Source organism: Sulfuricurvum sp., from assembly GCF_023229695.1.
In the GTDB taxonomy this organism is placed as follows: Bacteria; Campylobacterota; Campylobacteria; order Campylobacterales; family Sulfurimonadaceae; genus Sulfuricurvum.
In genome coordinates this window covers 1-26,050 of the sequence record NZ_JALNYS010000004.1, presented here as the reverse complement: position 1 = coordinate 26,050, position 26,050 = coordinate 1, and the positions used below count along the sequence as shown (strand labels likewise).

The 26,050-nt window shown below is 47.1% G+C and carries 26 protein-coding genes; 11 read left to right on the top strand and 15 right to left on the bottom strand.

The window, feature by feature from the left end:
* Position 1 precedes the first annotated feature (1 nt).
* The 3 genes from M0P91_RS03455 to M0P91_RS03445 all read left to right on the top strand — a co-directional run bounded on the left by M0P91_RS03455 (position 2) and on the right by M0P91_RS03445 (position 1,696).
* Complete coding sequence (locus tag M0P91_RS03455) at positions 2 to 697, top strand: ABC transporter ATP-binding protein (RefSeq protein ID WP_295064559.1); 696 nt, start codon at positions 2 to 4, stop codon at positions 695 to 697.
* A 107-nt stretch (positions 698 to 804) separates the two neighbouring features.
* Complete coding sequence (locus M0P91_RS03450; RefSeq protein ID WP_295064557.1) at positions 805 to 1,233, top strand: globin domain-containing protein; 429 nt, start codon at positions 805 to 807, stop codon at positions 1,231 to 1,233.
* Entirely contained in the window at positions 1,220 to 1,696 is a 477-nt protein-coding gene (locus M0P91_RS03445; RefSeq protein ID WP_295064555.1) for an HPP family protein, read from the top strand. Before M0P91_RS03450 ends, M0P91_RS03445 begins: the two co-directional genes overlap by 14 nt.
* Positions 1,697 to 1,716: 20 nt before the next feature.
* Here M0P91_RS03445 and glmS read toward each other — a convergent pair whose 3' ends face one another.
* The 15 genes from glmS to M0P91_RS15165 all read right to left on the bottom strand — a co-directional run bounded on the left by glmS (position 1,717) and on the right by M0P91_RS15165 (position 15,891).
* Positions 1,717 to 3,531 carry a glutamine--fructose-6-phosphate transaminase (isomerizing) gene (gene glmS / locus M0P91_RS03440; protein ID WP_295064554.1) on the bottom strand — a complete coding sequence of 605 codons (1,815 nt, stop codon included), beginning with the start codon at positions 3,529 to 3,531 and terminating at the stop codon, positions 1,717 to 1,719.
* Between the two features lie 2 nt (positions 3,532 to 3,533).
* Entirely contained in the window at positions 3,534 to 3,704 is a 171-nt protein-coding gene (locus M0P91_RS03435) for a hypothetical protein (protein ID WP_295064552.1), read from the bottom strand.
* A gap of 148 nt (positions 3,705 to 3,852) precedes the next feature.
* On the bottom strand, positions 3,853 to 4,533 hold the full coding sequence (locus tag M0P91_RS03430; protein WP_295064550.1) for an anaerobic ribonucleoside-triphosphate reductase activating protein: 681 nt from the start codon (positions 4,531 to 4,533) through the stop codon (positions 3,853 to 3,855).
* A complete protein-coding gene (gene nrdD / locus M0P91_RS03425) occupies positions 4,517 to 4,693 on the bottom strand; it encodes an anaerobic ribonucleoside-triphosphate reductase (protein WP_295064547.1) in 177 nt (58 codons plus the stop codon). Before nrdD ends, M0P91_RS03430 begins: the two co-directional genes overlap by 17 nt.
* A 62-nt stretch (positions 4,694 to 4,755) precedes the next feature.
* Positions 4,756 to 6,885, bottom strand: a complete 2,130-nt coding sequence (locus M0P91_RS03420; RefSeq protein ID WP_295064545.1) for a ribonucleoside triphosphate reductase — start codon at positions 6,883 to 6,885, stop codon at positions 4,756 to 4,758.
* A gap of 24 nt (positions 6,886 to 6,909) precedes the next feature.
* Entirely contained in the window at positions 6,910 to 7,260 is a 351-nt protein-coding gene (locus M0P91_RS03415) for a chaperone NapD (RefSeq protein WP_295064543.1), read from the bottom strand.
* The gene (locus tag M0P91_RS03410) at positions 7,257 to 8,198 is read right to left on the bottom strand and encodes a hypothetical protein (RefSeq protein WP_295064539.1); all 942 of its coding nucleotides are present in this window, start codon (positions 8,196 to 8,198) and stop codon (positions 7,257 to 7,259) included. The genes M0P91_RS03415 and M0P91_RS03410 overlap by 4 nt, the downstream gene beginning before the upstream one ends.
* Positions 8,195 to 8,674 (bottom strand): 4Fe-4S binding protein, encoded by a 480-nt coding sequence (locus tag M0P91_RS03405; protein WP_295064535.1) that lies wholly within the window; start codon positions 8,672 to 8,674, stop codon positions 8,195 to 8,197. The genes M0P91_RS03410 and M0P91_RS03405 overlap by 4 nt, the downstream gene beginning before the upstream one ends.
* A 2-nt stretch (positions 8,675 to 8,676) precedes the next feature.
* Complete coding sequence (locus tag M0P91_RS03400) at positions 8,677 to 9,285, bottom strand: nitrate reductase cytochrome c-type subunit (RefSeq protein WP_295064532.1); 609 nt, start codon at positions 9,283 to 9,285, stop codon at positions 8,677 to 8,679.
* A complete protein-coding gene (gene napH, locus M0P91_RS03395; RefSeq protein WP_295064529.1) occupies positions 9,282 to 10,097 on the bottom strand; it encodes a quinol dehydrogenase ferredoxin subunit NapH in 816 nt (271 codons plus the stop codon). Before napH ends, M0P91_RS03400 begins: the two co-directional genes overlap by 4 nt.
* The gene (napG, locus tag M0P91_RS03390; protein WP_295064526.1) at positions 10,097 to 10,894 is read right to left on the bottom strand and encodes a ferredoxin-type protein NapG; all 798 of its coding nucleotides are present in this window, start codon (positions 10,892 to 10,894) and stop codon (positions 10,097 to 10,099) included. The genes napH and napG overlap by 1 nt, the downstream gene beginning before the upstream one ends.
* Positions 10,895 to 10,899: 5 nt before the next feature.
* The gene (napA, locus tag M0P91_RS03385; protein WP_295064523.1) at positions 10,900 to 13,689 is read right to left on the bottom strand and encodes a nitrate reductase catalytic subunit NapA; all 2,790 of its coding nucleotides are present in this window, start codon (positions 13,687 to 13,689) and stop codon (positions 10,900 to 10,902) included.
* Positions 13,690 to 13,854: 165 nt separating this feature from the next.
* Positions 13,855 to 14,754 (bottom strand): type IV pili methyl-accepting chemotaxis transducer N-terminal domain-containing protein, encoded by a 900-nt coding sequence (locus M0P91_RS03380; protein WP_295064520.1) that lies wholly within the window; start codon positions 14,752 to 14,754, stop codon positions 13,855 to 13,857.
* Complete coding sequence (locus M0P91_RS03375; RefSeq protein ID WP_295064517.1) at positions 14,754 to 15,401, bottom strand: Crp/Fnr family transcriptional regulator; 648 nt, start codon at positions 15,399 to 15,401, stop codon at positions 14,754 to 14,756. The genes M0P91_RS03380 and M0P91_RS03375 overlap by 1 nt, the downstream gene beginning before the upstream one ends.
* Positions 15,402 to 15,711: 310 nt before the next feature.
* Entirely contained in the window at positions 15,712 to 15,891 is a 180-nt protein-coding gene (locus M0P91_RS15165) for a DUF2116 family Zn-ribbon domain-containing protein (protein WP_366934055.1), read from the bottom strand.
* A 220-nt stretch (positions 15,892 to 16,111) separates the two neighbouring features.
* Between M0P91_RS15165 and M0P91_RS03370 the strand changes: the two genes are divergently transcribed.
* The 8 genes from M0P91_RS03370 to M0P91_RS03335 all read left to right on the top strand — a co-directional run.
* A complete protein-coding gene (locus M0P91_RS03370) occupies positions 16,112 to 17,218 on the top strand; it encodes an HD domain-containing phosphohydrolase (RefSeq protein WP_295064514.1) in 1,107 nt (368 codons plus the stop codon).
* Between the two features lie 10 nt (positions 17,219 to 17,228).
* The gene (locus M0P91_RS03365; protein ID WP_295064512.1) at positions 17,229 to 17,603 is read left to right on the top strand and encodes a response regulator; all 375 of its coding nucleotides are present in this window, start codon (positions 17,229 to 17,231) and stop codon (positions 17,601 to 17,603) included.
* Positions 17,603 to 19,966 (top strand): ATP-binding protein, encoded by a 2,364-nt coding sequence (locus M0P91_RS03360; protein ID WP_295064509.1) that lies wholly within the window; start codon positions 17,603 to 17,605, stop codon positions 19,964 to 19,966. The genes M0P91_RS03365 and M0P91_RS03360 overlap by 1 nt, the downstream gene beginning before the upstream one ends.
* Positions 19,950 to 20,753: an HDOD domain-containing protein gene (locus tag M0P91_RS03355; RefSeq protein ID WP_295064506.1), complete on the top strand. Its 804-nt coding sequence runs from the start codon at positions 19,950 to 19,952 to the stop codon at positions 20,751 to 20,753. The genes M0P91_RS03360 and M0P91_RS03355 overlap by 17 nt, the downstream gene beginning before the upstream one ends.
* The gene (locus tag M0P91_RS03350; RefSeq protein ID WP_295064503.1) at positions 20,750 to 21,688 is read left to right on the top strand and encodes a cytochrome-c peroxidase; all 939 of its coding nucleotides are present in this window, start codon (positions 20,750 to 20,752) and stop codon (positions 21,686 to 21,688) included. Before M0P91_RS03355 ends, M0P91_RS03350 begins: the two co-directional genes overlap by 4 nt.
* Positions 21,689 to 21,700: 12 nt before the next feature.
* Positions 21,701 to 23,653, top strand: coding sequence for an ATP-binding protein (locus M0P91_RS03345; protein ID WP_295064500.1), 1,953 nt, complete (start codon positions 21,701 to 21,703; stop codon positions 23,651 to 23,653).
* Positions 23,654 to 23,683: 30 nt separating this feature from the next.
* Positions 23,684 to 25,555 carry an ATP-binding protein gene (locus tag M0P91_RS03340; protein ID WP_295064498.1) on the top strand — a complete coding sequence of 624 codons (1,872 nt, stop codon included), beginning with the start codon at positions 23,684 to 23,686 and terminating at the stop codon, positions 25,553 to 25,555.
* Positions 25,556 to 25,673: 118 nt separating this feature from the next.
* Positions 25,674 to 26,050, top strand: a 377-nt coding sequence (locus M0P91_RS03335; protein WP_295064495.1) for a response regulator, incomplete at its 3' end; no start/stop codon positions are given.

The following is a 26,050-nucleotide window of genomic DNA, read 5'->3' as shown; positions in this document are numbered from 1 at the left end:
CATGAAACACTCTGTTATTGCGGTAGAAAATATCTCAAAAACGTACGGGAGCGGTGAGAGTGCCGTCGTTGCAATCAAAGAGGCGACATTTGAAATTTTCTCAGGCGAGACGGTGGCATTGTTGGGCCCCAGCGGTTCGGGGAAAACGACCCTTATTACGATGATCGGCTGTATTACCGAACCAAGCGGCGGCAAACTCCGGCTCAACGGAAGTCTTGTTTACGATTACAAATGGTGCATCAGCGATACCCGCAAGCTGCGTCGGGAGAATATCGGATTTATTTTTCAGTCCCACAATCTGATCCCTTTTCTCAATGTACAAGAAAACGTGACGTTGGTTCCTTTAATGAATAACGTGAGTACCAAAGAGGCAAATACCCGGGCGAAGGAACTCCTGGAATATCTCGGAGTAGGCGATAAACTAGACAAAATCCCCGCTCAGCTCTCCGGCGGCCAGAGTCAGCGCGTAGCGATTGCCCGCTCGCTGGCGAACAATCCCAAAATCATTTTGGCGGATGAACCTACTGCGGCGTTGGACTCTGAGCGGGCATTATCGGTGATGCAGCTGCTGCGTAAATTGGCGCACGAGCAGGAGGTGGCGATTATCATCGTTACCCACGATGAACGGATGCTTCCGCTCTTTGATCGCATTTTACGGGTGGAAGACGGATATGTGCGCGAAGAGGATCGTCTCTAAATCGAGTCAGTTTTTAGGCATTGAATGGGAAATATCTTGATTTGCATCAAGACTATTTTTTTAAAGAGAGGCTATAACTCTGGCAAAATTTACTACAAGGAACTCTCATGAGTCTATCTCTAGAAACCATCACCGCTATCAAGGAAACGATCCCTTTGGTGAGCCAAGAAGCTGAAAATGTGACAACACGTATGTACGAAATTTTATTTTCAAAATATCCGGAAACTAAACCTTTATTTGCCAATGCAACGAGCGATCAGCACAAAAAATTGGCCGGTGCGATTGCGGCGTTTGCCGGGAATATCGATAATCTCGGTGCATTGGGAAATGCGGTAGAAAAAATGGCTCAGAGCCATGTGAATACCAATGTAAAGCCGGAGCATTATCCGATGGTAGCGGATGCATTGATCAGTGCTATGGGCGATGTATTGGGTGAAGCGTTTACGGAAGAACGTAAAAATGCATGGGTTGAAGCCTATACCTTCCTTGCTAATATTTTAATGCAGCGAGAACAAGAGCTGTATGCAGCGCGCTGATAAAAAAAAACTGCTCCATTTTATCGAGAGTGTGATTGCCGGGGTCGGAGCCTTGATCGGGCTCGCTTTTATCGGCTTGATCGCTGAAAAAGCCAATACTCTGCTGATTATTGCCCCATTCGGGGCAACGGCCGTACTCCTCTTCAGTGCCCCCAAAAGCCCTTTTTCCCATCCATGGAATATCTTCGGCGGTTATGTTATTTCAACAACGCTGGGAATGTTTATTGTTACGTATACTCAGGCCGGCTGGCTCCCAGTCGGTATCGGATTGGGACTGACCATTATGCTGATGCATTGGGGAAGAGTAATTCATCCTCCCGCCGGTGCCAATTTTTTGATTGTGACGCAGGGGCATCTTTCTTTTTACCTGTTTGAACCGCTGGTATTGGGGTTAATTGCCCTTGTCATTATTGCCATGAGTATCGAGAGAATCAAAAAAAAGATAGGGGTGTACTTTGAGTAAAACGGATTTTAAAATCCATTTTACTCAACAGTAACACTTTTAGCAAGGTTGCGAGGCATGTCGACATCATTCCCAAGCCGGACGGCGATTTCCATCGAGAGGAGCTGAAGAACTACCATCATCTCAAAGAATTCAAGCATGTAATCATCGGCATGCTGAGTACGGATATGATCATCGGCTTTGTCAAACTCCAGAGGGCTGATCGAACAGATGGTGGAGTCACGGGCACTGAGCTCTTCAATGTTGCTCTTGGTCTTGTCGTAGAGCTTATGCTGCGGTAGCAGGGCAATGGTAAAGAGCTCCGGATCGGCTAGAGCGATGGGGCCGTGCTTCATCTCTCCGCTTGGGTACCCTTCGGCATGGAGATAGGTGATCTCTTTGAGCTTAAGTGCCCCCTCAAGTGCGAGAGGATAAAAAACATCCCGTCCGATAAAGAAGAATCCATGCCCATGAAGATACCGCTTGGAGAGACGGCGAAGCTGTTCGTGGATGTCGTTATCAACCTTCGTCGTCGTAGGCAGGAGACGAAGCAATTGGATCTGCCGTTTGATCTCAGCGGTATCGAGGGTTTTGCGCTCACCGGCAAGAAAGAGAGAGAGCATCCAGAGTACACTTACCTGTGTTGCAAACGCCTTGGTAGAGGCAACCCCTTTCTCGATTCCGGCACGGGTGAGGAGACTCGCATCGGCCAGACGAACCATCGACGAGTTGTCGACATTACAAATCACCATCGTTTTAAGACCGAAGGCCTTGGCCATCTTAAGACTCTCTAACGTATCGGCCGTTTCACCGCTTTGGCTGATGACGATAAAGAGGGGGTCTGGGGTTAAAAAAGGCTCACGATAGCGAAATTCGCTGGCGATTTCGATGGAGGTGCGGATCTTGGCATGGCGCTCCAACAGGTAACCGGCCACCATGGCCGCATGATAACTGGTACCGCAGGCACACAGCTTGATCTCCCGGATTCCGTCAAAAAGGGCCGCATCAAGCTCTTCGAAATAGATACTCTCATCCCGTAACCGCCCCATAAGGGTGTCGATCAGGACCTGACTCTGTTCATAAATCTCTTTTTCCATAAAGAAACGGTATCCCTCTTTTTGTGCAGAGAGTTTGTTCTCGTTTAACGGAGTAAAATGGAGGGGAACTTCATGATGGTGCGCATTAAAGAGTTTGATTTCACTCCCCGTCGCACACCCGTAATGACCGTCTTCCAGATAGAGCACTTCCTGACATTTCCCGATCAATGCCGCATCCGAAGAGGCGAAAAAGATCTCCCCCTCGCTGTTGCGTCCGATAATCATCGGAGAACCCTGTTTGGCAAAGAAGATGGTGTCATTTAGCGATGCGTTGACCAACAGCGTCGCATAAGCCCCTTCGAGCTGATCGAGGGTTTTCGTAAACGCCTCCAGAGCGCTTGGTTCGGTACGTAACCGATACTCAAAGAGATGGACGATCACCTCCGTATCGGTCTGGCTTAAAAAACGGACCCCCTCTTCGGTGAGCATCCCTTTAAGTTCCTGATAGTTCTCGATAATGCCGTTGTGAACCACATACGAATTGTGTCCGACGTGCGGATGGGCATTGAGCTCAGTCGGTTTGCCGTGCGTCGCCCAGCGGGTATGCCCAATCCCGACCGAAAAACCGTCACTTTCGAAATTCTTGGCTTTCTCCTCCAGATTGACCAGCTTTCCGACCGCTTTGAATAAAGAGAAGTTTCCGTTTTGAAGCACGGCAATACCGGCAGAATCGTATCCCCGATATTCAAGCTCCCGTAACCCTTCAATCAGAATCTCTTTGATCGGTTTAACCCCGATGTAGCCCACGATTCCGCACATATTTACTCTCCCACCAGTTTAGCGATTATTTCGCGTGCATTATCGCACATCTTGGTTTGCTTTTCGATTAAGAAACTGATGTTACGCACTTTCTGGGCGAAGCCCAGAAAGTGGCAGGGACGGCCCAGCCGGCACTTCGTGCATCGGCCGGGTTCCAAAGCTAAAAAAGCCAAGCAGTTGGCTTTTTTGACGCTTTTCACCCATACAACCCCCTAAAGCTACCCGTATCTTTCGGATACGGGAGATTAACGCCCCTTGAAGTACCTGTTAAGGCAAGGTGCGTAAGGTCAGTTAAGAAATTTGGTGTGGAGTTCAAGCATTTCAGAGGCTGCGATGGATAATGGGGAGTTTAACGTGGAGTTGAAGCCGTTCAATGCAGACGGAATGATTCTCCGCCGCAATAGGCTTGAGGGTTTCGCATCCGGTTGCAAACGATTGGAGGGCGTAGACACCTTTGTACCCCGCCGATTCCAATTTACGGCCCATTTGAATCAGGGTTGCTTCATCGATCAGTCCGGTATGGACGGTCGTGCGTACTTCAAAAGCAATACCGCTTTGTTGCAGGTGTTCAAAAGAGTCCCAAAAGAGGGCCTCCTCTCCCCCCGCGCACAGTTCGTCCCAGTGCTCCTGCGTCGTTTTATAATCGAGGGCGACGGTATCGATCAGATGTTCGTCCGCGAGGGCTTTGAGTACATCGGGACGCATGGCGTTGGTGTCGATTTTCAGCTTAAATCCCATCTCTTTGATCGCACGGCAAAACGGGAGCAGACGGGGGTAGAGGGTACACTCGCCTCCGGAGAGGACAACCCCCTCCAGCAGTCCTATACGGGTAGCTAAAAATGCGAGAGCATCGTCTTCGCCGATTTTCCCGCGTCCCAGAACGATTTCGGGATTGTAGCAATACGAACATCGAAGATTGCACCCCGCGAACCAAAAAATGGCGGCGGGAAGATCGGGGTAGTCTAAGAGGGTAAAGGGGGTAATGTCATAAAGAGGTTTCATGACGCTTTGGCGATTCGCTGAAACACTGGCGCTCTTTGTGTTCCCCTTTTTTGCCGAGGTTGAAGCTCTCTACAGGGCGATGGTATCCCATTACCCGCGTATAGACCATACAGCGTGTCCGTTCGTTTGCGTGTTCTTCTAAAACTTTATGCGTATTCATTAGAGCTCCTTTTTTTTGTTTTAAACGCCGAAGGGATAAAATCCCTTCGGCTGCGCTGGCCGCTATGGCACTAAAGCTTGCCTCTGTTGAGGCAGAGGCTGAGGGTATCTGGTGATGATCTGCTCATCACAATGGGGGCAGAACTCGTGTTCGCCGCTTAAGTAGCCGTGCGTAGAGCAGACGGAAAACGTCGGGGTGACGGTGATGTAGGGGAGGCGAAAATGGGTAATGACGTTTTTCACCATCCGTCGGCACGCTTCGGCGGAACTGAGGCGTTCCCCCATATACAGATGCAATACCGTCCCTCCCGTATAGCGGCATTGCAAGGTGTCTTGAAGCGTCAACGCCTCGAACGGATCGTCCGTAAAGCGGACGGGGAGCTGGGAGCTGTTGGTATAGTAGATGTTCTCCCCCTCTCCGGCTTGGAGGATGTCGGGGTAGCGTTTGATGTCCTCTTTCGCAAAACGGTAGGTCGTCCCCTCCGCCGGGGTCGCTTCGAGGTTGTAGAGATTGCCGCTTTGTTCTTGAAACGAGCGCATTTTGTCCCGCATGTGATCGAGGATTGTCAGGGCGATCTCTATCCCTTTTGGGGTAGAAATATCTTCGGTGTCTTCGGTTAGATTGCGGATCATCTCGTTCATTCCGTTAACGCCGATCGTCGAGAAGTGGTTTCGAAAATCTTTGAGATAACGGGCGGTGTAGGGATAGAGACCTCTGTCAAACATCTCTTTGACAAAAAGGCGCTTTTTCTCCAGTGTCGAACGGGCAATCTCTATCAGATCATCGAGCGCTTTCATAAGAGCGGGAAAATCATTTTTATAGAGGTATCCGAGACGTGCCATATTGATCGTGACGACGCCGATACTTCCCGTCATTTCTGCGCTTCCGAAGAGTCCGCCGCCGCGTTTGAGCAGTTCGCGCAAATCAAGCTGCAGCCGGCAGCACATACTTCGGACATGTCCCGGTTTATAGGCGTGAGGGTTCTCTACGCGTTCCCCCGTTTCGCTCCGGATATATTGGCTGCCGACAAAGTTTTGAAAATAGCTGGAGCCGATTTTGGCGGTATTTTCAAATAAAATATCGGTATTTTCGCCGTACCAGTCAAAATCTTCGGTGATATTGACGGTCGGAATCGGGAACGTAAAGGGCTGACCGCCGCTGTCGCCTTCGGTCATCACCTCATAAAAGGCACGATTGATAATGTTCATCTCCGCTTGAAAATCACCGTACGTCAGCTCACCCAGTGTGCGTAAACCCCGTTCATGAAGACGGCGTTGATGATGCGCCGTAGCGGTGATCTCTTCGAAGAGATGATGATCGTTTAGTGTCGGAAATTGTTCTCTCAGATCTTCGGGGACGATCCAGTCGAGGGTGACATTGGTAAAGGGCGATTGTCCCCAGCGTGCGGGGACATTGAGGTTATAGACAAACCCGCGTATCGCTTTTTTAACGTCGCTTGGGGGGAGGGCATCGATAAAGACATAGGGAGCCAGATAGGTATCAAATGAGCTAAACGCCTGCGCCCCCGCCCATTCGGATTGCAAAATTCCCAGAAAATTGGCCATCTGCCCCAACGCTTCGCGCAGATGGCGCGGCGGAGAGCTCTCGACTCTGCCGCGTACCCCGTTAAACCCCTCATTCAAAAGAGCTCTCAGGCTCCATCCGGCGCAATATCCCGTAAGGCAGTCGAGATCATGGATGTGGATATCGCCGTTTCGGTGCGCTTGTCCCTCTGCGGCAGAGTAGACGGTGTCCAGCCAAAAATTGGCGATTACTTTTCCGGCGAGATTGTTGACCAGTCCGGCATTGGAATAGCCGGTATTGGCATTGGCATTGACCCGCCAGTCGGATTTATTGATGTATTCCTGAACGCTTTGGGTACTGTTGACGAAGGTAGTATCGGACCCCAGACCGAGGATGTGTTCGCGCTGCATTTTATGGAGGAAACGGTAGGTGACGAACGATTTCATGACATCAAAATAACGTGCGTCAAATAAAGAGTGCTCAATGAGATCTTGAATCGCTTCGACTTCGATAATGGAGTGCGAACGGATGGTTTCTAAGACTTGACTGACAAGGGTTGCATCGAGAGGTGTTCCGACGCTGGCAAAAGCTTTTGCAACAGCGTCTTTAATTTTATAGGGGGCAAAATTCTCTTTGCTCCCGTCTCGTTTTGTGATTAAAATACTCATCGCACCCTTCTTTCCGCTATTGAATTAAAATCGATCTTTCAGATCGCCGTTGTATTTAATATCGCGCTTGGTAGCGTTTTCATCATTCAGCCATGCGGGTAAATCTCCCCCTACCGCTTCGAGTTTATCACGCTCCGCATTCAGTTCATCTTCGCTGTAGGCAAACGACATATCGGCTGAGATAACATGCGCCATCTCCTGTATTTTGACGAGTTTGGTAATCTCTTCTTCGACCCCTTCGCCCTCAATGGTGACAATAATACGCCCTTTTTCATCATGAAAATGGTAGTCGCAAAAATCGGCCGATTTGAATTTTTCGACCACCTCTTCGGTAAATTTCGGGTTGGTTTGAACCACAATGCTTGAAATATTCACGGTATTCTCCAATAATAAATTTTGTTTTCTTCTCCGGAACCTATGAGGGTATGCTCATCCAAAAAGATCAGCGTATCATAGAGACTCTCTCCCCCTTTGAGCCGTTCACGCTTCTTTTGCGTTTCGATTTCAAAAAGCTGCAACTCATTTTCATCTCCGTCCGTATAGACCCCGAGGGAGGAGGAGGGGCTCAGCCCTACGGCGTAGACGAAAAAATTTGTTTCGATGAAATAACTTCCGTGGGGCTTATACACCCCCACACGCCGATCATGTCCGCCGCTGATAATGGTGTCGTTTTGGTATGCGATTCGGTTGATCGCATCGAGATTGATTCCGCTGAGCGTTTTGAGTACCTTGCCGCTACGGGTATCGATTTGGACGATTTCACCGCTCTCATCCCCGATCGCAACGAGGGTGCGCTTAGGACTCAGCGCCATATCGCCGAAGACTCCGCCGCCGGCTTGAACTTCATAAAGTCGTTTTCTCATCTTCACATCCATCAAAACGACGGTATCACCGGAGAGTCCGAAAAGGAGATGATTGGCATCCACAAACCGGACTTTTTTGATCAGCAATCCGCTTTCATTGCCGATTACCTTCACCAGTGCATTATCGCGCCATAGATAGAGATTGCGAAACGATTCGCCGCTCTGCGTGACCATCACGGTTGACCCCGCAAAATGATCGACTGAATAGACTTTCGGTGAAAATATTTTTCCTGAACTGCTCTGTACTTTCGGTAGGGATAGGGAGGAGAGTTTACGTCGCGTCTTGAGATCGAACACATTCACGACACCGGCATCGGTCGAGGCATAGATTTTCCCCTCCCGAACCACCATATCACTAATCAATCCATCGGTTTTGAGGATTGCAGAGGGGGTGATAACCGCTGCAAACCCCTGAACACACCAAAGGAAAATGAGAGATATACGTTTCACGCTACCACCTCGATCGCTCCGCTAGGGCATACACCGATGCAGTAGCCGCACCCGGTACATTTTTCGGGAAGAATGATCGGGTTGAGCATCCCTTTAAACACAATCGCATCTTCCAAACAGGGTTCTTTGCATGAAAAGCAAATACTCCCCTGATGGGACATACAGTTTATCATCGTAATTTTTGCGTGTCCTTGGATAAATTTCGTCGGATTGCCGAGTACCGCAGGGGTACAGGCTTCCAAACATTTGTGGCAATCGCTGCATCCCGAGAGGTTGAAATTCAAAAAAGGGAGTCCTTGCGGATCACGATCAATAATATTCTCTTCGCATGCGCTTACACACATCGCCTCGCAGGAGCGGCATTCGTTAAACGTCGCACCCTCCATCACATACGGGGGACGGACGATAACCTGCGTTTCCTCTTTGAAGAGAGAGGCAATGGCTCCGAAAAAACCCCGACGTGATTCGTGTTCCATGATTACAAACCGTTTCCGACTTTGACGCCGATGTCGAGTTCATCAAGGAGATAGGACTGGTTTTTATGTTTCTGCCCCTTTTTGTCCGTATAGGCGGGCTTAAAGGTATTTTCCACTTTTAAATCCCCTTTTGTCTGAGGGGCGTGACACGCCGAACAGTTATAGCGACCTTGCCACAGCTGCCCTTTTAAATCTTTCTTAATGATTTGGTCATCGCTTTCTGCTTTGAGGTTATCCTCATCGTCGACCGATACCGTCGGTCTAAAACTGGTAAAGTGACTCTTGGGAATCGGCGTTGCCCCCATGTCACCCGCAACGTTGGGCATGTGACATCCGAGACATGCGTTGTTGTTTTTATCAATTTCCCCCAAATCATCAATATCATGGGGAATCATCGGCGGTGCATTGGTATAGGCACGGTCAAATCTTTTTGATGTTCCCGGGGCTTCCTTATTATAATTGGTACCGTTAGGGAGTGCCGTATCTTCGGTATAAATATCGACTTTTCGCAATCCCAATTGGGTTTCATCCACCTCTGCATTCACAGCGTAAACGCTGCTAACAAGCAGTGACGCAGCGATTAGGCTGCCGATTAGTTGTTTAGTTTTCATTCCTTATCCTTTGGTTGTTTTATAAGACTTCGAATTGAAAATCCGAGCGCGTCTTCTTGACAGACATCGACACATCTGCCGCAATTGGTGCATTCGCCCATCAGCACACTTTCACTGCTGCGATTGATCATATGGAGCACCTCTTTTTCAGGGCACACCGTGATACAGCTGCGACAATCGGTACACTTATCGGCATCATGACGAACACGGATCAGAGAAAATTTACCTAGAATCGAATGGGTCGCCCCCAGAGGACACACATACCCGCACCATCCGTTTTCATGCACCAGCAAATCAAATAAAAAGATAACAGCCAGTGCACCGCCACCCATCCCCATACCGAAGATTAGGCCTCGGTGCGCCATTGATATAGGGCTGATTAGCTCAAATACCGCCACTCCCATCACAGCAGAGAGGATTAAACTCAGACCCAAAATCCAGTAGCGCAGTGACCGGCTCATGTAAAACCGTTTTTGCACTTCGGAAAACTTTAAGGCTCTACGCAGCCACGCCGCACTGTCGGTGATGATATTGATAGGACACACCCAGCTGCAAAAAGCGCGTCCGCCGATAACCCCGTAAAACAGAGTCACGATCAACGCGCCCAGTAATATATCCATCCCCAAACTTGCACCCGTAACCGCGATTTGGATCACGGCATAAGGATCACTTAGCGGAACGCTGCCCAAAACGGAGGAGCTGCTGAGATTCCCTTGCAGCACTTTCCATCCCCATATATTGGCACCCACGTAAAGGACCAAGAGGGTGATTTGCGTTAAACGACGGAGGAGTAAATAGCGATAGTTTTTCATCACAATCCCCCTTCATCATTTAGCGAATCGAGCGCGCTTTTTTCACTGATTTTCGTTTTGGTCACCTCGATAGAGGCACCCTCCAGCCGTTTTTCATCCCCTTTGTCCCACCCTTTGATGTAGTGGTCTCCCACTTTCCCCATTGCCAACGCTCTGGGGAGCACATGGATCGCGGCAATCTCGGTGACACAGGCATGTTCGCACAGCCCGCATCCCGTACATTGATCCGGATGAACGACGGGTTTTAAAAACGCATGCTTGCCGGTCCGGTCGTTTTTAGAGTGTTCGATCGTAATCGCCTCACCTAAAAGCGGACAGGCCCGATAGCATGCATCACACTGAATGCCCCAGACGGCAATACATGAGCTTTCATCGACAACCGCGAGTCCCATGCGTGCTTTGTTGATGTCTAAAACGGCTTTGTTTTTCATATAGCTGCTCACGGAAGGCTCATTGAGCGCACCGCTTGGACACACAGGAACACAAGGAATATCGGTACACATATAACACGGGATGCTTCTAGGTGTGAAATAAGGGGTTCCCATCGGAAGATTGTCCCCCGGACGTGCCAACATAAGCGTATCGTAAGGACACGCTTCCACGCACAAACCGCATTTGATACAGTTTTTGATAAATTCCGCTTCCTCCAATGCCCCCGGAGGACGCAACACGAGAGGTGCTGCTTTCACTTCCCCCACGTAAGCGCTCCAGACCAAAGCCCCCATCGCACTCAGCCCGATACCTCTCGCCATAGAGAGGAGAAAACGGCGACGTTCATTAGGAGTTTCAGTTTTCATCGCCGTTACGCTTTATAAATTTTGACCGCACATTTTTTATGGTCGATCTGTTTGGAAATCGGGCAGGTATGATCCAAACACACTTTATTGATAAATACTTTTTCATCAAACCACGGGACAAACACAAGTCCTTTTGGAGGACGGTTACGGCCGCGTGTTTCGACGTGCGCTTTGACTTTGCCTCGGCGTGATTCTACCCACACCATTTCACCCCGTTTGACACCCCGTTTTTCGGCATCGGCAGGGTGCATATAGCACAATGCCTCCGGAACGGCGCGATACAGTTCAGGAACCCGCATCGTCATCGTTCCGCTGTGCCAGTGTTCTAACACACGACCGGTACATAGCCAGATGTCATAGTTTTTATCCGGCACTTCGGTCGGCTCCATGTACGGACGGAAGAAAATTTTGGCTTTGTTATCCAAATTCACTTTCGCACTGTTGGTAACCCCTTGCAGATTTCCGGTCGGGATATCTTTGAACGCATGACCGTAGAACGCAAACGCCCCGTTATTGGCTTTTTTCGCATACGGATCGTATTTTGCGTTGTAGCGCCAGAAGGTCTCTTTGCCATCCACTACCGGCCATTTCAGACCGCGTACACGGTGGTAGGTATCGAAATCGGCATAATCGTGCCCATGTCCGTCACCGAATTTGCGATACTCTTCCCAGAGGTATTTTTGGATAAAGAATCCGTACCCTTTGAACACTTTGCCGTCACTTCCGATAACATTACGTTTATCGCCGGCAACTTCAGAGTTTTGATACCCTTTTCCTACCGGATCAGGCCATTTGAATGCTTTTGCACGATTGTTGGCAAATAAAACTTCATAGAGTGTTGTATTCTCTTTGTATCCCATCGCTTTGGCTTTATCCATCACATCGGGCAATCCGCCCTCAAGGCCGGGAATTTTTTGCGCTCCCCACACCTCATTGATCGTAAAGCGTTTGGAGAGTTCAACAAACTGCCACGTATCGGACATCGCATCTCCCATCGGAGTGACTTGTTGTCTCCAATGCTGCGTACGACGCTCCGCATTGCCGTAGGCTCCCCATTTTTCATACATCATGGCACTCGGTAAAATCAGATCCGATACTTTTGCCGAAATTCCCGGATAGCCGTCGGAGGTCACGATGAAATTATCCATCGTACGTGCCGCTTTAATCCAGTGTTCCGCATTACCGGTATCCTGATACGGGTTACAGACGCTGACCCAGGCAAATTTCACTTTACCGTCTTCAAGATCACGGTGGATTTGGGTAAAGTGCGATCCCGCTTTAGGGTTGATCGTCCCCTCCGGAATTGTCCAAATTCCCTCGGCCATTTTACGGTGCGCCGGGTTCATAACGACCATATCCGCCGGTAAACGGTGGCTGAAAGTTCCCACTTCCCGCGCCGTTCCGCACGCAGATGGCTGACCGGTAAGGGAGAATGCGCCGTTCCCCGGTTTCGCTTGTTTCCCGAGAAGGAAGTGAACCATATACGCTTGTTCATTGACCCATGTTCCGCGCGTATGCTGATTGAATCCCATCGTCCAGAATGTCAAACATTTACGTTTTTTCTCGATGTAGAGATCGGCCATTTTTTGAAGTTTGGCTTTGTAATCGGCAAGACTCTCATCCAAATCCCCTTTGGAAACGTTGGCGACGTAATCGAGGGTGTAGGGTGCGAGCCCTTTTTTGAACTCTTCAAAGGTGATTTTCCAATGTTTGTTCGCATCACCGCTGTTTTTCATCTCCAGCGTATCGCCCTCTTTGTACCCCAAATACCCGAGACTGACCCCCTCATCGGCAGTGAGCACTTTGGATTTTTGTTTCGCTGCCGTATCGAGCTCTTTTTTACCGTATTTCGGATGGTTGATATCTTCGCGTAGGCCGTATCCGATGTCTACTGGACCCGTTGCAAAGACGATATTTTTATCCAAAAACTCTTTGTCCATCGCTTCGGGATGGTTGTAGACGATTTCACGGGCGATATAGTTCCAGATGGCCAAATCGGTATTCGGTTTAAAGATGATTTCGACATCGGCAAGGTCCATTGTACGGTGTTTGTAGGTCGAGAGGACAACCACTTGTACTTTATCGGGATTGCTGAGTTTACGATCACTGACACGTGACCAGAGAATAGGGTGCATCTCCGCCATATTGGATCCGAATGCGACGATCGTTTCGGCGAGCTCAATGTCTTCGTAACAGCCTGATGGCTCATCCGCTCCAAAAACGTTCATAAATCCCGTAACGGCAGACGCCATGCAAAGACGGGCATTGGGGTCGATGTTGTTGGTACGGAAACCCGCTTTCATCAATTTGAGAGCGGCATGCCCTTCCATCGCCGTTTGCTGACCGGAGCTGAACATCGCGATACCGGTGGGCCCCTTCTCTTTAAGGGCTGATTTGATATGAATTTCCATCTCATCAAATGCACGTTGCCAGCTGATAGGCTTAAATTTACCCTGCTTATCAAACTGACCTTTATCATTCATCCGCAACAGCGGCTGGGTGAGGCGATCGGCACCGTACATGATTTTGGCGTTAAAATACCCTTTGATACAGTTAAGACCGCGATTGACCGGAGCCAACGGGTCCCCTTTTACTGCAACGATGCGGTCATCTTTGGTCGCCATCATAATACCGCATCCCGTTCCGCAAAAACGGCATGCCGCTTTGTCCCAGCGCCATCCTGCTTGCCCCTGTGCGGCAGCTGCTTCTACTTTGGCAGGAACCGCCATACCGATTGCGGTTGCAGCCGATGCGGCAGCGGCACTTTTTAAAAATTCTCTTCTATCCAATGACATTGAAGCCCCCTTAAATGGAATCACTTAAAACCCGAGTACCTAACCCAGACTACTTAATATTTCCGGATGCTATGAAATAACTCATGCACTTCGAACATTGTAAAGCAATTCAAAAAAAAAGTGTTTGACTTAGGTCAAATAAGAAAAAGAAAAAAAGAAATTCTTTTAAGAATTTCGTAAGTTATTGGCTTTTTGGAGATTGGATTTGAGTTTTTTGAGGCGCCGGGAGGTTTGGTGGAGCTCTTCACTGACTTGAATCATGACATCTTCGTTTTGTTCCAGCAGCGCTTCGGTTTCCGGGGCCGATCCGATAAGGTGTGCCGCCGCCGCTTCACTTTTTTCGACCGCATCGGTGGCACTCTGGAGCGCTTCTTCGACATTGTGTAGAAAATATTCGATATGGGCACAGGCGATCTCAAGTTCATTGTCGCTTTTTCCGATGATCTCCTCTTTGCCGCTGATCGCTTTGGTGTGATTGAGGAAATGGTCAAAATTGTGTTGGATCTGCAACGTGGTTCGTGCCATATAAAGGATGACGCCAAAGGAGATAACGGCTAAAAAGATCTGAATCCGATAGGCCATCATCCGTTTTTCGATCATGTAGCCTTCATATTGGGTGACAGCCTTATCCATCAGGATGAGGGTGCGGTCTCCGTTATCGTAAATCGTTTTCAGATCGGCGAGGTTGTGATCGCCTTGCAGATACCGGTCGATCAATCCCCCCATCTGTTTCCAGACGGCGTGAACGTCGTTTAAGGTTTTTGTAATCTCTTCATTGGAAGATCCCCGATATTCGGATGCTTCGGTGCGGAGTTTTCGGAAATTGCGGTCAAACTCGGCTCGGGCTGCTTGAAGTTTTACAAAAGCCCCTTTCTCATCGACAAGAAGCCGATGCAATTCGAGTACGGTCCGTTGCGAAAGCATCCGCTGTTTTCCGGCGATATTGATCACTTTGGCATCGTATTTCTGATCCACATTGAGCCAAATGTCTACCATTATGATGGTGATCAGATTGAGCGATAAGATGGCGACAATCCATCGAACTTTCGTTGAAATAGAGTGCATCACAACCCCTCTTTAAAATAGCGTGTCAGTTCTTCCCGTTCCAAAACAACGGTTTTATGATCCTCTTCGGCTATCAACCCTTTGCGGATGAATTTGGCCAATACCCGAGAGAGGGTAGCCGGCTGGATATTGAGTCGATACGAGATCTCCTGTTTTTTGAGAGAGTTATAGAGATCCAGATGGTCGTACAGCATTTTGGCAACCTTGGCCGTGACATCGTAAACCATCCCCATATTGACCATGCAATCAACCATCTGCTTTTGGTTCGCCAACAGGTTGAGCAGATTAATGAGGAGGGAGATGTCGGTTTTGACCACCTCTTTAAAGGTTTTTAAATCCAGAGACACTACCCGGCTCGGAGCCAAAAATTCAACGTTGCTAAAACAACTGATACGATCACACTCCAAGGAGCCGATATTGGTCAGTAAATCCTGATCTTTTAACGTATAGAGGAAAACCTCATTATCAAACCGGTCCACCTTATAAAGTTTCACCTCCCCTTCCAGGAGAAAATAGACACGATTGATATCATCATCTTCATAAACCAGAACATCCGATGCTTCGTACGGTTTTATTTTTGCAGTGGTTGACAACAGGGATAGTTTTAGAGGGTCGCACCCTTTAAAAAAATCGAGTGTTTGAAGCATTATATTCCTCTTTGTGAGAAGTTGTTTTGATGTAGGTCAAAAAATCTATTCCACTGATAGGGTACCATAAGAGATCCTAAAAAAAGGGGATAAAAGGGTGTTTTCTCCCGCATCCGAAAGATACGGGTAACTTCAGGGGAGGGATGAACGTGCGTATTACTTAACTGACCTTAGCCACCTTGTCTAAACACGTGCGAAAAGGTTGGTAATCTCCCGTATCCGCAAGATACGGGAAGCTTTAGGGGGTTGTAGGGACCCTCGTCCCTGCCACTTTACGGGCTTTGCCCGGAAAGTGCGTAATATTAGGTACTTAAGAGATTCGAAAATAGATCAGAATCAAACCAATGGCAATTGCCGGGATCAGGAATAGGTTGAATAATCGTAGCATGAACGGTTGATTGCGTCTTTTGAAAATATAACCGCATTTTGAGCATCTCCTTTTTCCGGACTCTACTTCAATACCGCATACCGGGCATTCACGTGATAACAAAAGTGCCCCCTTTTTTTTAATAATTTTAACAGTATAGCATTTTTTGTCAAATTTTTAAAAATTATTAATCACAAGAAAACAGGTAGGAATTACGTATTTAAACGATAAACAATACGGTATGACCGGATAATTTAAATCTAAACACCGTTTAAAACTTCGAAAGGTACACTATTACAATAATCTCAAAAAAGCAGAAAATCGGGAAAGAGAAGGGTACGTCATGGAGAAAGTGAGAGTGCTTGCAGTCGATGATCAGGAGTTCAATCTCGATTTGATCGAATTTGCCTTTATGGAAGATTCAGACGTGGAAATAACCAAAGCGATCCATGGGAGAGAGGCGCTGGATATTCTCGAACAAAACGCCGATTACCATGTTATCTTGCTTGATTTGGCAATGCCGGTGATGGATGGTTTTGAGACCCTTGTCCATTTGAAAGCCCATCCGCTCTGGTCTCAGATTCCTACAATCGTCGTCACGGCGAATGCGGAAGAGAAACATCGTGCCCTTCGAGAGGGGGCGAGTGATTTTTTGAGTAAGCCGATCGATGTGGAGGAGTTGAAACTCCGGATGTTTATCCATGCCAAGATCAAGAAGTTTCAAGATCAGCTGGCATTCTCCAACCAGATTCTGGAACAAAAAGTAAAAGAGAGGACGGCCAAACTGGCCCAAGCGTTGGCATTAGCCAAAAAGAACGAATATGAAATATCCGCCAGACTGGGAAAAGCGTCCGAGTACCGTGATTTAGAGACGGGAATGCACATTAAGCGGATGAGCCACTATTCGGCTAAACTCGCCGAACTTGCAGGGCTTGAGGCGCAAGAGGTGGAACTGATCCTTTATGCCTCTCCGCTTCATGATATCGGAAAGGTAGGGATCCCCGACCGAATTTTGTTAAAGCCGGGCCGTTTTAGCCCCGAAGAGTTCGAGATTATGAAACTTCATTCGGTTTTAGGGGGCAAGATGCTTGCCTCAAGCGAAGAGTATCCGGTGATTCATGCGGGACGGATTATCGCGTTGCAGCATCATGAAAAATACGACGGTACCGGATATCCGGAGGGCTTAGCGGGGGATGAGATACATCTGCACGCCCGGATTGTTACGATAGCGGATGTTTTTGATGCGCTCAGCTCTGAGAGGGTCTATAAGAAAGCGTTTAGTATTGAAAAAACGGTCGAAATCATGAAAGAGGGGCGGGGGATCCATTTTGATCCTAAGCTTTTGGATCTGATGATCGAGAATCTGGAGAGATTTTTAGAGATTAAAGCGGCATTCCCGGATGAGGAAGAGACCCCGTCGATTATAAATTTGATTGATCAATTGCAATGAGGAGTGACGTATGCGTATGTTGATAGCTGAGGATGAAGAGTACAATCAAATGGTCGTTCAGGCGATGATAGAGTTGCTTTATCCGGAGATGGAGATCGTGATGGTTGACAATGGAGCCGAGGCGCTTGAAAAATTGCGAAATGAACCGTTTGATCTGGTCCTTTCCGATGTCGATATGCCGATAATGAACGGATATACATTGGTCAGTGAGGTGAAACAAACGTTGAAGCTGACCGTACCGATGGTATGCGTTACGGCATTTGCGATCAGCGGAGATCGCGAAAAACTGCTTTTGCACGGATTTGATGCGTATATCTCCAAACCGATCGATATGGATGAGATGAAGTCGGTACTGGATGGATACCTCGTCGGCGGAGCGCTGTGATGCACCGATCGTTTGAAACGGCCAAGCTCGTGACGATCTTCGGACTCAATGAAGAGCAGATGACTCGCCGTGAAAAGGTGGGGGGGTATATTCACTCTTTCGGGTCGTTAATTGCCGAGCGGTTGTACCTCCATTATTTATTGAAAGATCCGATTTATCATAATCTTCTCTCTGCAACCGATGTTCCCCGCCTTGTCCGGATGTTCAGCGAATATTTGAGTTCTCTTTTTATCCACCCTTTTGACGATCGGATGGTAGAGCGCACCCGTCAGATAGCACAGATCCATATTGCTATGGGTCTGGAACTGATTCATATCAGCAGAGGGTTCAATATTCTCAACGAAATCGTAATCGATCTCTCCAATGTAAATACCAAAATTCGCGATGATCTGCCCATTATCCTTAAAATGCTCCGTATTTCGGAATCGATTATGAATGAGAGTTATTTCAGCCGTCTGGCCGGTTATCAGGAGGATATGAAAAAAGAGAATGAGATTCTAAACCTTTTTGACAAACTGTTTGCCTCTTTGATGATCCACAAGCAAAGTCAAAAAAAGGTGACAACGTATTGGGCTGAAAAAGAGAGTGTTCCGCGACCGCAGCAAGAGGTTATAGGGATGTTTAATGATGAAACAGGGTGTCCGCTGCATACGCTGATCGGTGAGCTCTCGACGAAAAAAGAGCTGCTGGAAAGTTTGGGTGTCGATTTGGAGGAGATAAAATCTCTCCATCACGATTACCATGACGCACTCGATCGGTTGTTGGCAAAAAATGGGGAGGATGGGGAGTTGTATTCGCACATTGAAACAGTTTCCTCCAAGCTCTATGCGGTTATCGATAAACCGCTCTGCGATATTTCGACCACCGCTTTTTTGGGGGTCCATTCGGGGATTGAATTTTTGCAGTCATGTACTCAGTCGTTGGATAACGGAAACTCCATGGGAGAACCTCCGGATACACCGCAGAGTGTTCAGGAACGGCTGTATGTACAATTGACAAAGGCGTTGGGATGGTGTATCGATGAGCTTTATGTCGGGCCAAAAGAGATCAGCAGCAGTACAATGGACGATGTGGTCGTTCAAATCATCCTTAAAAACAAACGCCTTAACGTCGGTGTCAAGATTAAGGATATTCCGAATAAAATTTATATGACTGAGATTATTAAAATTTTATTGGAGATATTGAAACAAAATTTCCATAATCGGGAGCGTGAACATGCTCTGATACAACTCGTCGATCAGGTCGAACGTGCCAGTCGCTCAAAAGACATGTTTTTGGCCAATATGAGTCATGAGCTGCGTACTCCGCTCAACGCAATTATCGGTTTTTCCCAAATTTTGATGATGAACAAATCGCTTCCTGAAAACCTATTGCCCTATATTCAGAAAATCGGTATTGCCGGAAATAATTTGCTGACACTTGTCAATACGATTCTCGATTTTGCCAAACTGGAAGCGGGAAAATTGAATTTTAAACCGGAAGTGACCCTTATTGCCGCGATGATGCATGACGTTGTCACCATTATTGAACCGATGGCCGGTAAAAAATCGATTACGCTGGAATATCCCCAGCTGATCTCTTTGGGACTCTATCTGGACCGACAGCTGATACAACAGGTGATGCTCAACCTCCTTAGCAATGCGATAAAATTTACGCACGAGGGGGGAAGGGTAACAATCGCTCTTGATTTTGATGAAGAAAAGCGGCTGTATCGGTTTGGGGTATGCGATTCGGGAATCGGGATCGAACCCAAAGAGATTGCCACCCTTTTTAACCCCTTTACTCAGGTGGAAAATCCTTTTCAGAAAACGGCAAAAGGGACGGGGCTGGGGTTGGCCATTTCGAAAAAAATCGTCGAAGATCTGCACGGCGGAAAATTATGGGTTGAGAGTGAAGTGGGGGTGGGGTCGTGTTTTTATTTTACGATTCCGGTTTCGAATACCCAAAATACCCTCGAACGTTATGTCGCACAGAGTGATGCGGGCAAGAGGGTATTGATCGTTGAAGATGCCCCCGAATATCAAAAAGTGCTGGTCGATCGACTATCGTCAGAGTTTCACCTTGTGGTGACCAATTCGGTGAACAAAGCCAAAGAACTTTTGGAAGCGGAGCGTTTTGATTTTATCATCCTCGATTTTTTTCTGGTAGACGGCATAAGCTCTGAGGTGCTCCACTTTATGGATCAAAACGCCATCTCCATCCCCGTCATTATCATCTCCGCAGAAGACGACAGTAAGCTGATTGCCCATTTGCCGGACACAGAGAGCGTGGAGGGGATTTTCAACAAAACCCATATTTCAGAGATATGCGATTATCTAACGAAACGAATTGAGATAGGAGCGGAGAGTGGAAAAAGAGATTAAAAGTTTGCCGCCATTACCGGGATCCATTGTGAAAATCCAACAGTTATGTATGGAAAATGAGGTCAATGTAGATGAATTGACCAAAGTGATTGAGAGTGACCCGATGCTCAGTGCCAATATCCTGAAAGCGGTCAATTCCCCCCTGTATGGAATGAGCAAAGAGATAGCTTCCATTCGTCAGGCCGTAATGCTTTTTGGGGTCTTTATGATACGCGGTTTCGCTGCCGCCAATGCGATTAAAAAAACAATTCCTTTGGAATTAAGCCCGTACGGAATAACCGTCGATACGCTGATGGAGTGTTCCATGTGTCAAACGGCATTGGTACGGGAGTGGATCGGTGCCGTTGATGCGTCGTTGCTCCCTTTGCTTGCCAGCGGAACTTTTTTGATGGAACTGGGCAAGCTCGTTGCATCACGCAAGCTGATTGCATCGGGAGAATGGGGCATTTTTTTAGCAGAATTGAGAGAGGGTAAACCCATTTTAGAGGTGGAGCGGTGCTATCTGGGAAGCAACAGCTATAGCGTCGCGGGGATGATGTTTGAACATTGGAATTTTGAACCGGCTTTGGTGGAGATGTTGGGCAGTGTCGGCAAAACCTCGGAGAACGAGTACGGAAAGATACTCTATGTCGTTCAAGAAGCGATCAACATTAAAGAGTGTCTCAGCGACGAAGGGGTTGCGAAAGCGTTACAGGCTCTGGAGCAGTTCGGATTTGATCCCATTGCGTTTAAGCGGGCGGTGACACTCCTGAAAGCGAACCGGGAAGCGTCCGGAGAGAAGCAATGAAATGGGGAGAGAAATCGCGGGTGGGGCTATTTTTTTGTTTGGGTTTGTCTTTATCGTCTTTTGCCGATGACCTTATTAAGCCGATCCCCCTTCAGGCGGTATCCAATCCCCAAAAAGCGGCGTTGGGGAAGGATCTGTTTTCGGATCCGCAGCTCTCCAAAGACGGAACGGTTTCATGCCTCTCATGCCACAATCTTGCGTATGGGGGAGCTGATTCGGAGGCAGTCTCACGGGGAGTAGGGGGGAGATCGGGGAGTATCAATGCACCGACGGTGTTTAATGCCCGATACAATTTGGCCCAGTTTTGGGACGGTCGGGCCAAAGATCTCAAAGCTCAAGCGGCAGGGCCGATCGTTAATCCCGTAGAAATGGCGAGCACGGTTGAGAGCGTGGTCCAAAAACTCTCGAAAGATCCGAAATACCAAAAGCGCTTTCGTGAGATGTATCCTCAGGGGATCACGATCGAGACCATCAGCGACGCACTAGCCGAATTCGAAAAAACGCTGGTAACGCCCAACGCCCGGTTTGACAGCTATTTGCGCGGCAATATCACGATTTTGACCCAAAAAGAGAAAGAGGGGTTCGAACTCTTTAAAAGCCGGGGATGCATCGCCTGCCATAACGGTATGAATATCGGGGGGAATATGTATCAACGGTTCGGGGTATTTGCCCAGTACAAAGATCGCTACAATACGCTGGGACGCTTTAACGTCACGAAGCAGGGAGAAGACAAATATTATTTTAAAGTACCCAGTTTGCGAAACATTGAAAAAACGGCCCCCTATTTTCATGACGGAAGTGCAAAAACCCTTGAGGATGCGGTGCAAAAAATGGCCTATTACCAATTGGGACGGAAGCTTTCAAAAGAGGAGATTGAAAAAATTATCGCGTTTTTACGTACCCTGACCGGCGAACTTCCTAAAAATGTGCTCTAAAAAGGATCAAGGTTGAGATCAGAACAGATAAAAATTTTTGCGTTTGCCGTTTTCTTTGTAACTGGGATCATCGTATCGTTTGTCAGTTTGTTTAACAGTATCAGGTATGAGCAAAAGATTTATACGTTGACAGGAGAGCTTCATACTCTTCGGATTGAAAATGAACGAATCGATACGCAGATTTCCCACGATTTTAAAAAACAAAATTACGATCAAATGCAAGAGAACTGGAAATTTTTTGCCGAAAACTGGAAAAGTTTTCAAGATCAGATCGCGGCAGATATTGACGATCAATCTGAAGTTTTTTCGCAAATCGATGATCTCAAGAACGCAATCAATATAAAGCATCAAAGAATTCTCCATTTTGAATCGGATAAAGCGGTATTGGCCAATTCGATTTTTTTTCTTTTGGATTTAAAAACCGAAATGAGGAACCATTCGAATCACGAGATGGGTGTTATTGCCGATGCACTCGGACAGCTCTTGAATAATATATTTTATTACAATGCCAATCAGGAGATATTAGAGGCGGAAGTCACCCAGCTTACAGCATTGATTGAGGCCAATAGGGCGTTTCAAACCGGCGACAGAGTGTTGCTTCTCGGCCATCTTAAAATGATTTCACAGAAGAATAGGGATATCGGTAAAACACTTGAAGTGATTCATAATCAACACGTTGCCGAGAAATTTGAAACACTGGAACGCTATTTTGCGAAAACCATTGAACACGAACGTGCGACTCATATGGTTGTTAATACCCTGATTGCGGTTTTGTCGGTCATGATGTTGATCGCCTTTATGGTCGCTTTTTTGAAAACTTACCGGGACAAATACAAAATTCTTCAACTTCAACAGCAGAACGATCAAAAGCATCGGGAGCTGCTTGTCAAAATGCAGCTTTTGAACGAGTACAAACGGGCTTTGGATGAGAGTTCGATCGTTTCGAAAACGGATTTGACAGGGACCATTACCTATGTCAATGAAAAGTTTTGTGCCATTAGCGGATACGATGAAATCGAACTGATCGGACAGCCCCATAATATTGTCCGTCATCCCGATTTCCCCTCAACCGTGTTTAGAGAGTTGTGGCAAACGATTCGCGCTAAGAAGGTATTTTGCGGCATCATTCAGAATCGGAAGAAAACGGGAGAGGAATATTTTGTCGATTCAACGATTGTCCCGATTCTGGATGAAGAGGGGGACATTTTAGAGTATATTGCCATCCGGAACGACGTTACCGAGCTTATCCGTGCCAAAGATCAGGCCATTGCGGCAGGGGTCGCAAAAAGTACCTTTTTGGCCAATATGAGTCATGAACTGCGAACGCCGCTCAATGCGATTATCGGATTTTCCCAAATACTCCTTGCAAAGCCCGATACTCCGCCCGCCGTCAAAATATTTATTGACAAAATCCACATTTCAGGAAAAAATCTTCTCGCATTGGTCAATACCATTCTCGATTTTTCCAAAATTGAAGCGGGGGAGATGGAGCTCTCTCTCAGTGACTTTTTCCTCTGTGAGCTTGCCGATGATATTATGATTTTAACCGAGCCTCAAGCGCTGAAAAAGAGAATAGCGATCCGTTCAGGATGGGATAGCGTCTCTTTGCATGCCGATCGTCAGCTGCTGAAACAGGTGTTTCTAAACTTGGTAGGAAATGCGATCAAGTTTTCCCCTGAAGATACCGTTATCGATTTGACCTATGAGAGGAGGGAACTTTGCCATGTTATGAGTGTCTGTGACCAGGGGCACGGGATTCCGTCCGACAAGATAGAAACCCTTTTTCAGCCCTTTACCCAAATCCGGGAGCACCAGAGCGGTGCCGTCAAAGGGACAGGGTTGGGACTGGCGATTGTGAAAAATATCATTGAACTTCATAACGGTAAAATCGACGTTGATACGCAGCTCAATAGAGGGAGCTGTTTTCGAATTATGATCCCGATACAAAAGGGGGATGATCTATGAGCCGGTATTATGATAAAAACAGGAGTTTACATGATTGATCTGGCACTGCTCTATATGGGGCGAGAGCACTCGAAAATGGCTCTGTTTTCGAATCATGTACAAAAAGCCGTATTCGTCTTAACAGAAGAGGAAGCTTTATCGCTACTTTCAAAACAAAAATTTCATGCCATGCTTATTGATGAAAGCGTTTCATGCGGTGATGCTTTAAATATTTTTCAACGGGTAAAAAGAGTCAACAAACATATTCTGACGGTTATGGTAACAATCGATCCGGATGTTCAGACCCTTTTACGTGCCATATCGCTGGGGATTAACGAGGTCCTTAATTACCCTTTAAATGGAGAGAATATTGCGAAAATTGTCCAAAAACTCCAAGGCGCGTCGTTGGTTTCGCGGCAGCTTCTTCAAAAAAATCTAGTTTTAAACCAATACAAAAATGCCCTTGACTCCTCTTTGAGTATTGTGAAAACAGATCTCGAAGGGGTCATCACCTATGTTAATGACAAGTTTTGCCAGACAAGCGAATATCCCCCTTCCGAATTGATCGGAAACACCCATCGGCTACTCAAACATCCCGATACGCCGAAAGAGCAGATCCGTGAATTGTGGGAAACGATTCAGTCCAAACGCGTTTGGCACAGTATGATGATCGACCGGACCAAAACTGGAAAAACGTTTTATTCCGAAATTTTTATTATCCCGATTGTAAATGAACGGCAGGAGATTGCAGAATACATGGATATGCGTGTTGATTCTACGGCAGTTCACACGCAACAGCGCTATCTTCAGAAAATTCTCGATGCACAAAGTACCCTCGTTCTGCTTTATGGGCACGGTACAATCACACGGTGTAATTACCGCTTCTTGGAATTTTTCGGGGTAAAAACCATTGCTTCTTTTGTAACGCTTCACCACTCCCTTGAAAACTTGATTGTAAAATATCCGGAATGTTTGCCGACCGAACTTTTTGTCAAATGGAGGGAAACGCCGAAGATGACCAAAGAGGTCAAAATCGCACTGCTGGATTTATCCGGGAAGCCCCGAATTTTCAAAGCGTCCAAATCGTATATGGATGATCCTTCCGACGCATCGGAAATTATTATCAGCCTTACCGATATTACGGCGATGGACACGTATCTGTTAACGCTGCAGAGTAAAGTGAATGAAGCGACTCAGGCGATTCGGGATCAGCAGCAGCAGCTCATTGCGCAGTCGCGCGCGGCGGCATTGGGCGAGATGTTTGATAACATTGCCCATCAATGGCGTCAGCCCATCGGCGCTATCAATAATGCGATCATTAATGCGGAATTTGGGATGGAGCTTGGGGAATACAGTGAACAGGAAGTTTTGGATACCTTTCACAAGATTACGACCTATACCGCTTTTCTTTCGAATACGATTAATGATTTTCGGAATTTTTCGAATCCCGATAAAGTAAAAACATCATTTTCGCTGCATGAGAGCATTATCCAGACGGTCAACATCATCAGAGGTTCCTATGAAGCCAATAATATTGTCCTGCGCTACGAGCCGAATCCCAAATCCGAATCGATACGGGTATTCGGTCCGCAGGGAGAACTGTCACAGGTTATTCTAAATATCCTCGGAAATGCCCGTGATGCGATCAAGGAGAATAAAATTGCAGCGGGAGCGGTAGAGATCAAAGTGGAGCGTGACGATACGAATGTGAGCCTGGAGATTTCAGACAATGGGGAGGGGATTCCTGAAAATATCAGGGATAAAATTTTTGATCCCTATTTTACGACGAAGCATAAAGCCCAGGGGGCGGGGATAGGGCTGTATATGTCAAAAACGATTGTTGAAACCCATTTTAACGGCCGGTTGGTTGTGAAAAACCGGGAGAGCGGAGCGGTTTTTCGCATTAGTCTCCCTTTGTCGTAGGCGAACTCTCCCTGGCTAGGTTACCCTGAAGCAAGGAAGGGGCGAAGAGGGGGGATTAAAGGATATTCTTATCGAAAATTATTATAATAGTATAAAGATGATACATTAAAGGTATTTTATGATTTCTGTCAAAGATTTGCGTGAATTAACAAAAGAGTTAACAATATTGTATGCGGAAGATGAACTTTGGCTACGTGAAAATATGGCAGAGACCTTGAAACGGCTTTTTCACCACACCCTTATCGCCGAAAACGGAGAGGAAGCTGTAGAGTATTTTAAAAATAATCGGGTGGACCTGATTCTCACCGATATCAATATGCCGAAAATGAACGGTGTCGATTTTATCAAAGCGGTGCATGAATTGAGCGATCCCCCCCCTCCGATCATTGTCTTAACCGCACATACCGAAGCCGAACTTTTGATGGAGCTGATCGATTTAAACATCGACAAATTCATCAACAAACCGGTGGATAAGCAAAAGTTGATTACGACGTT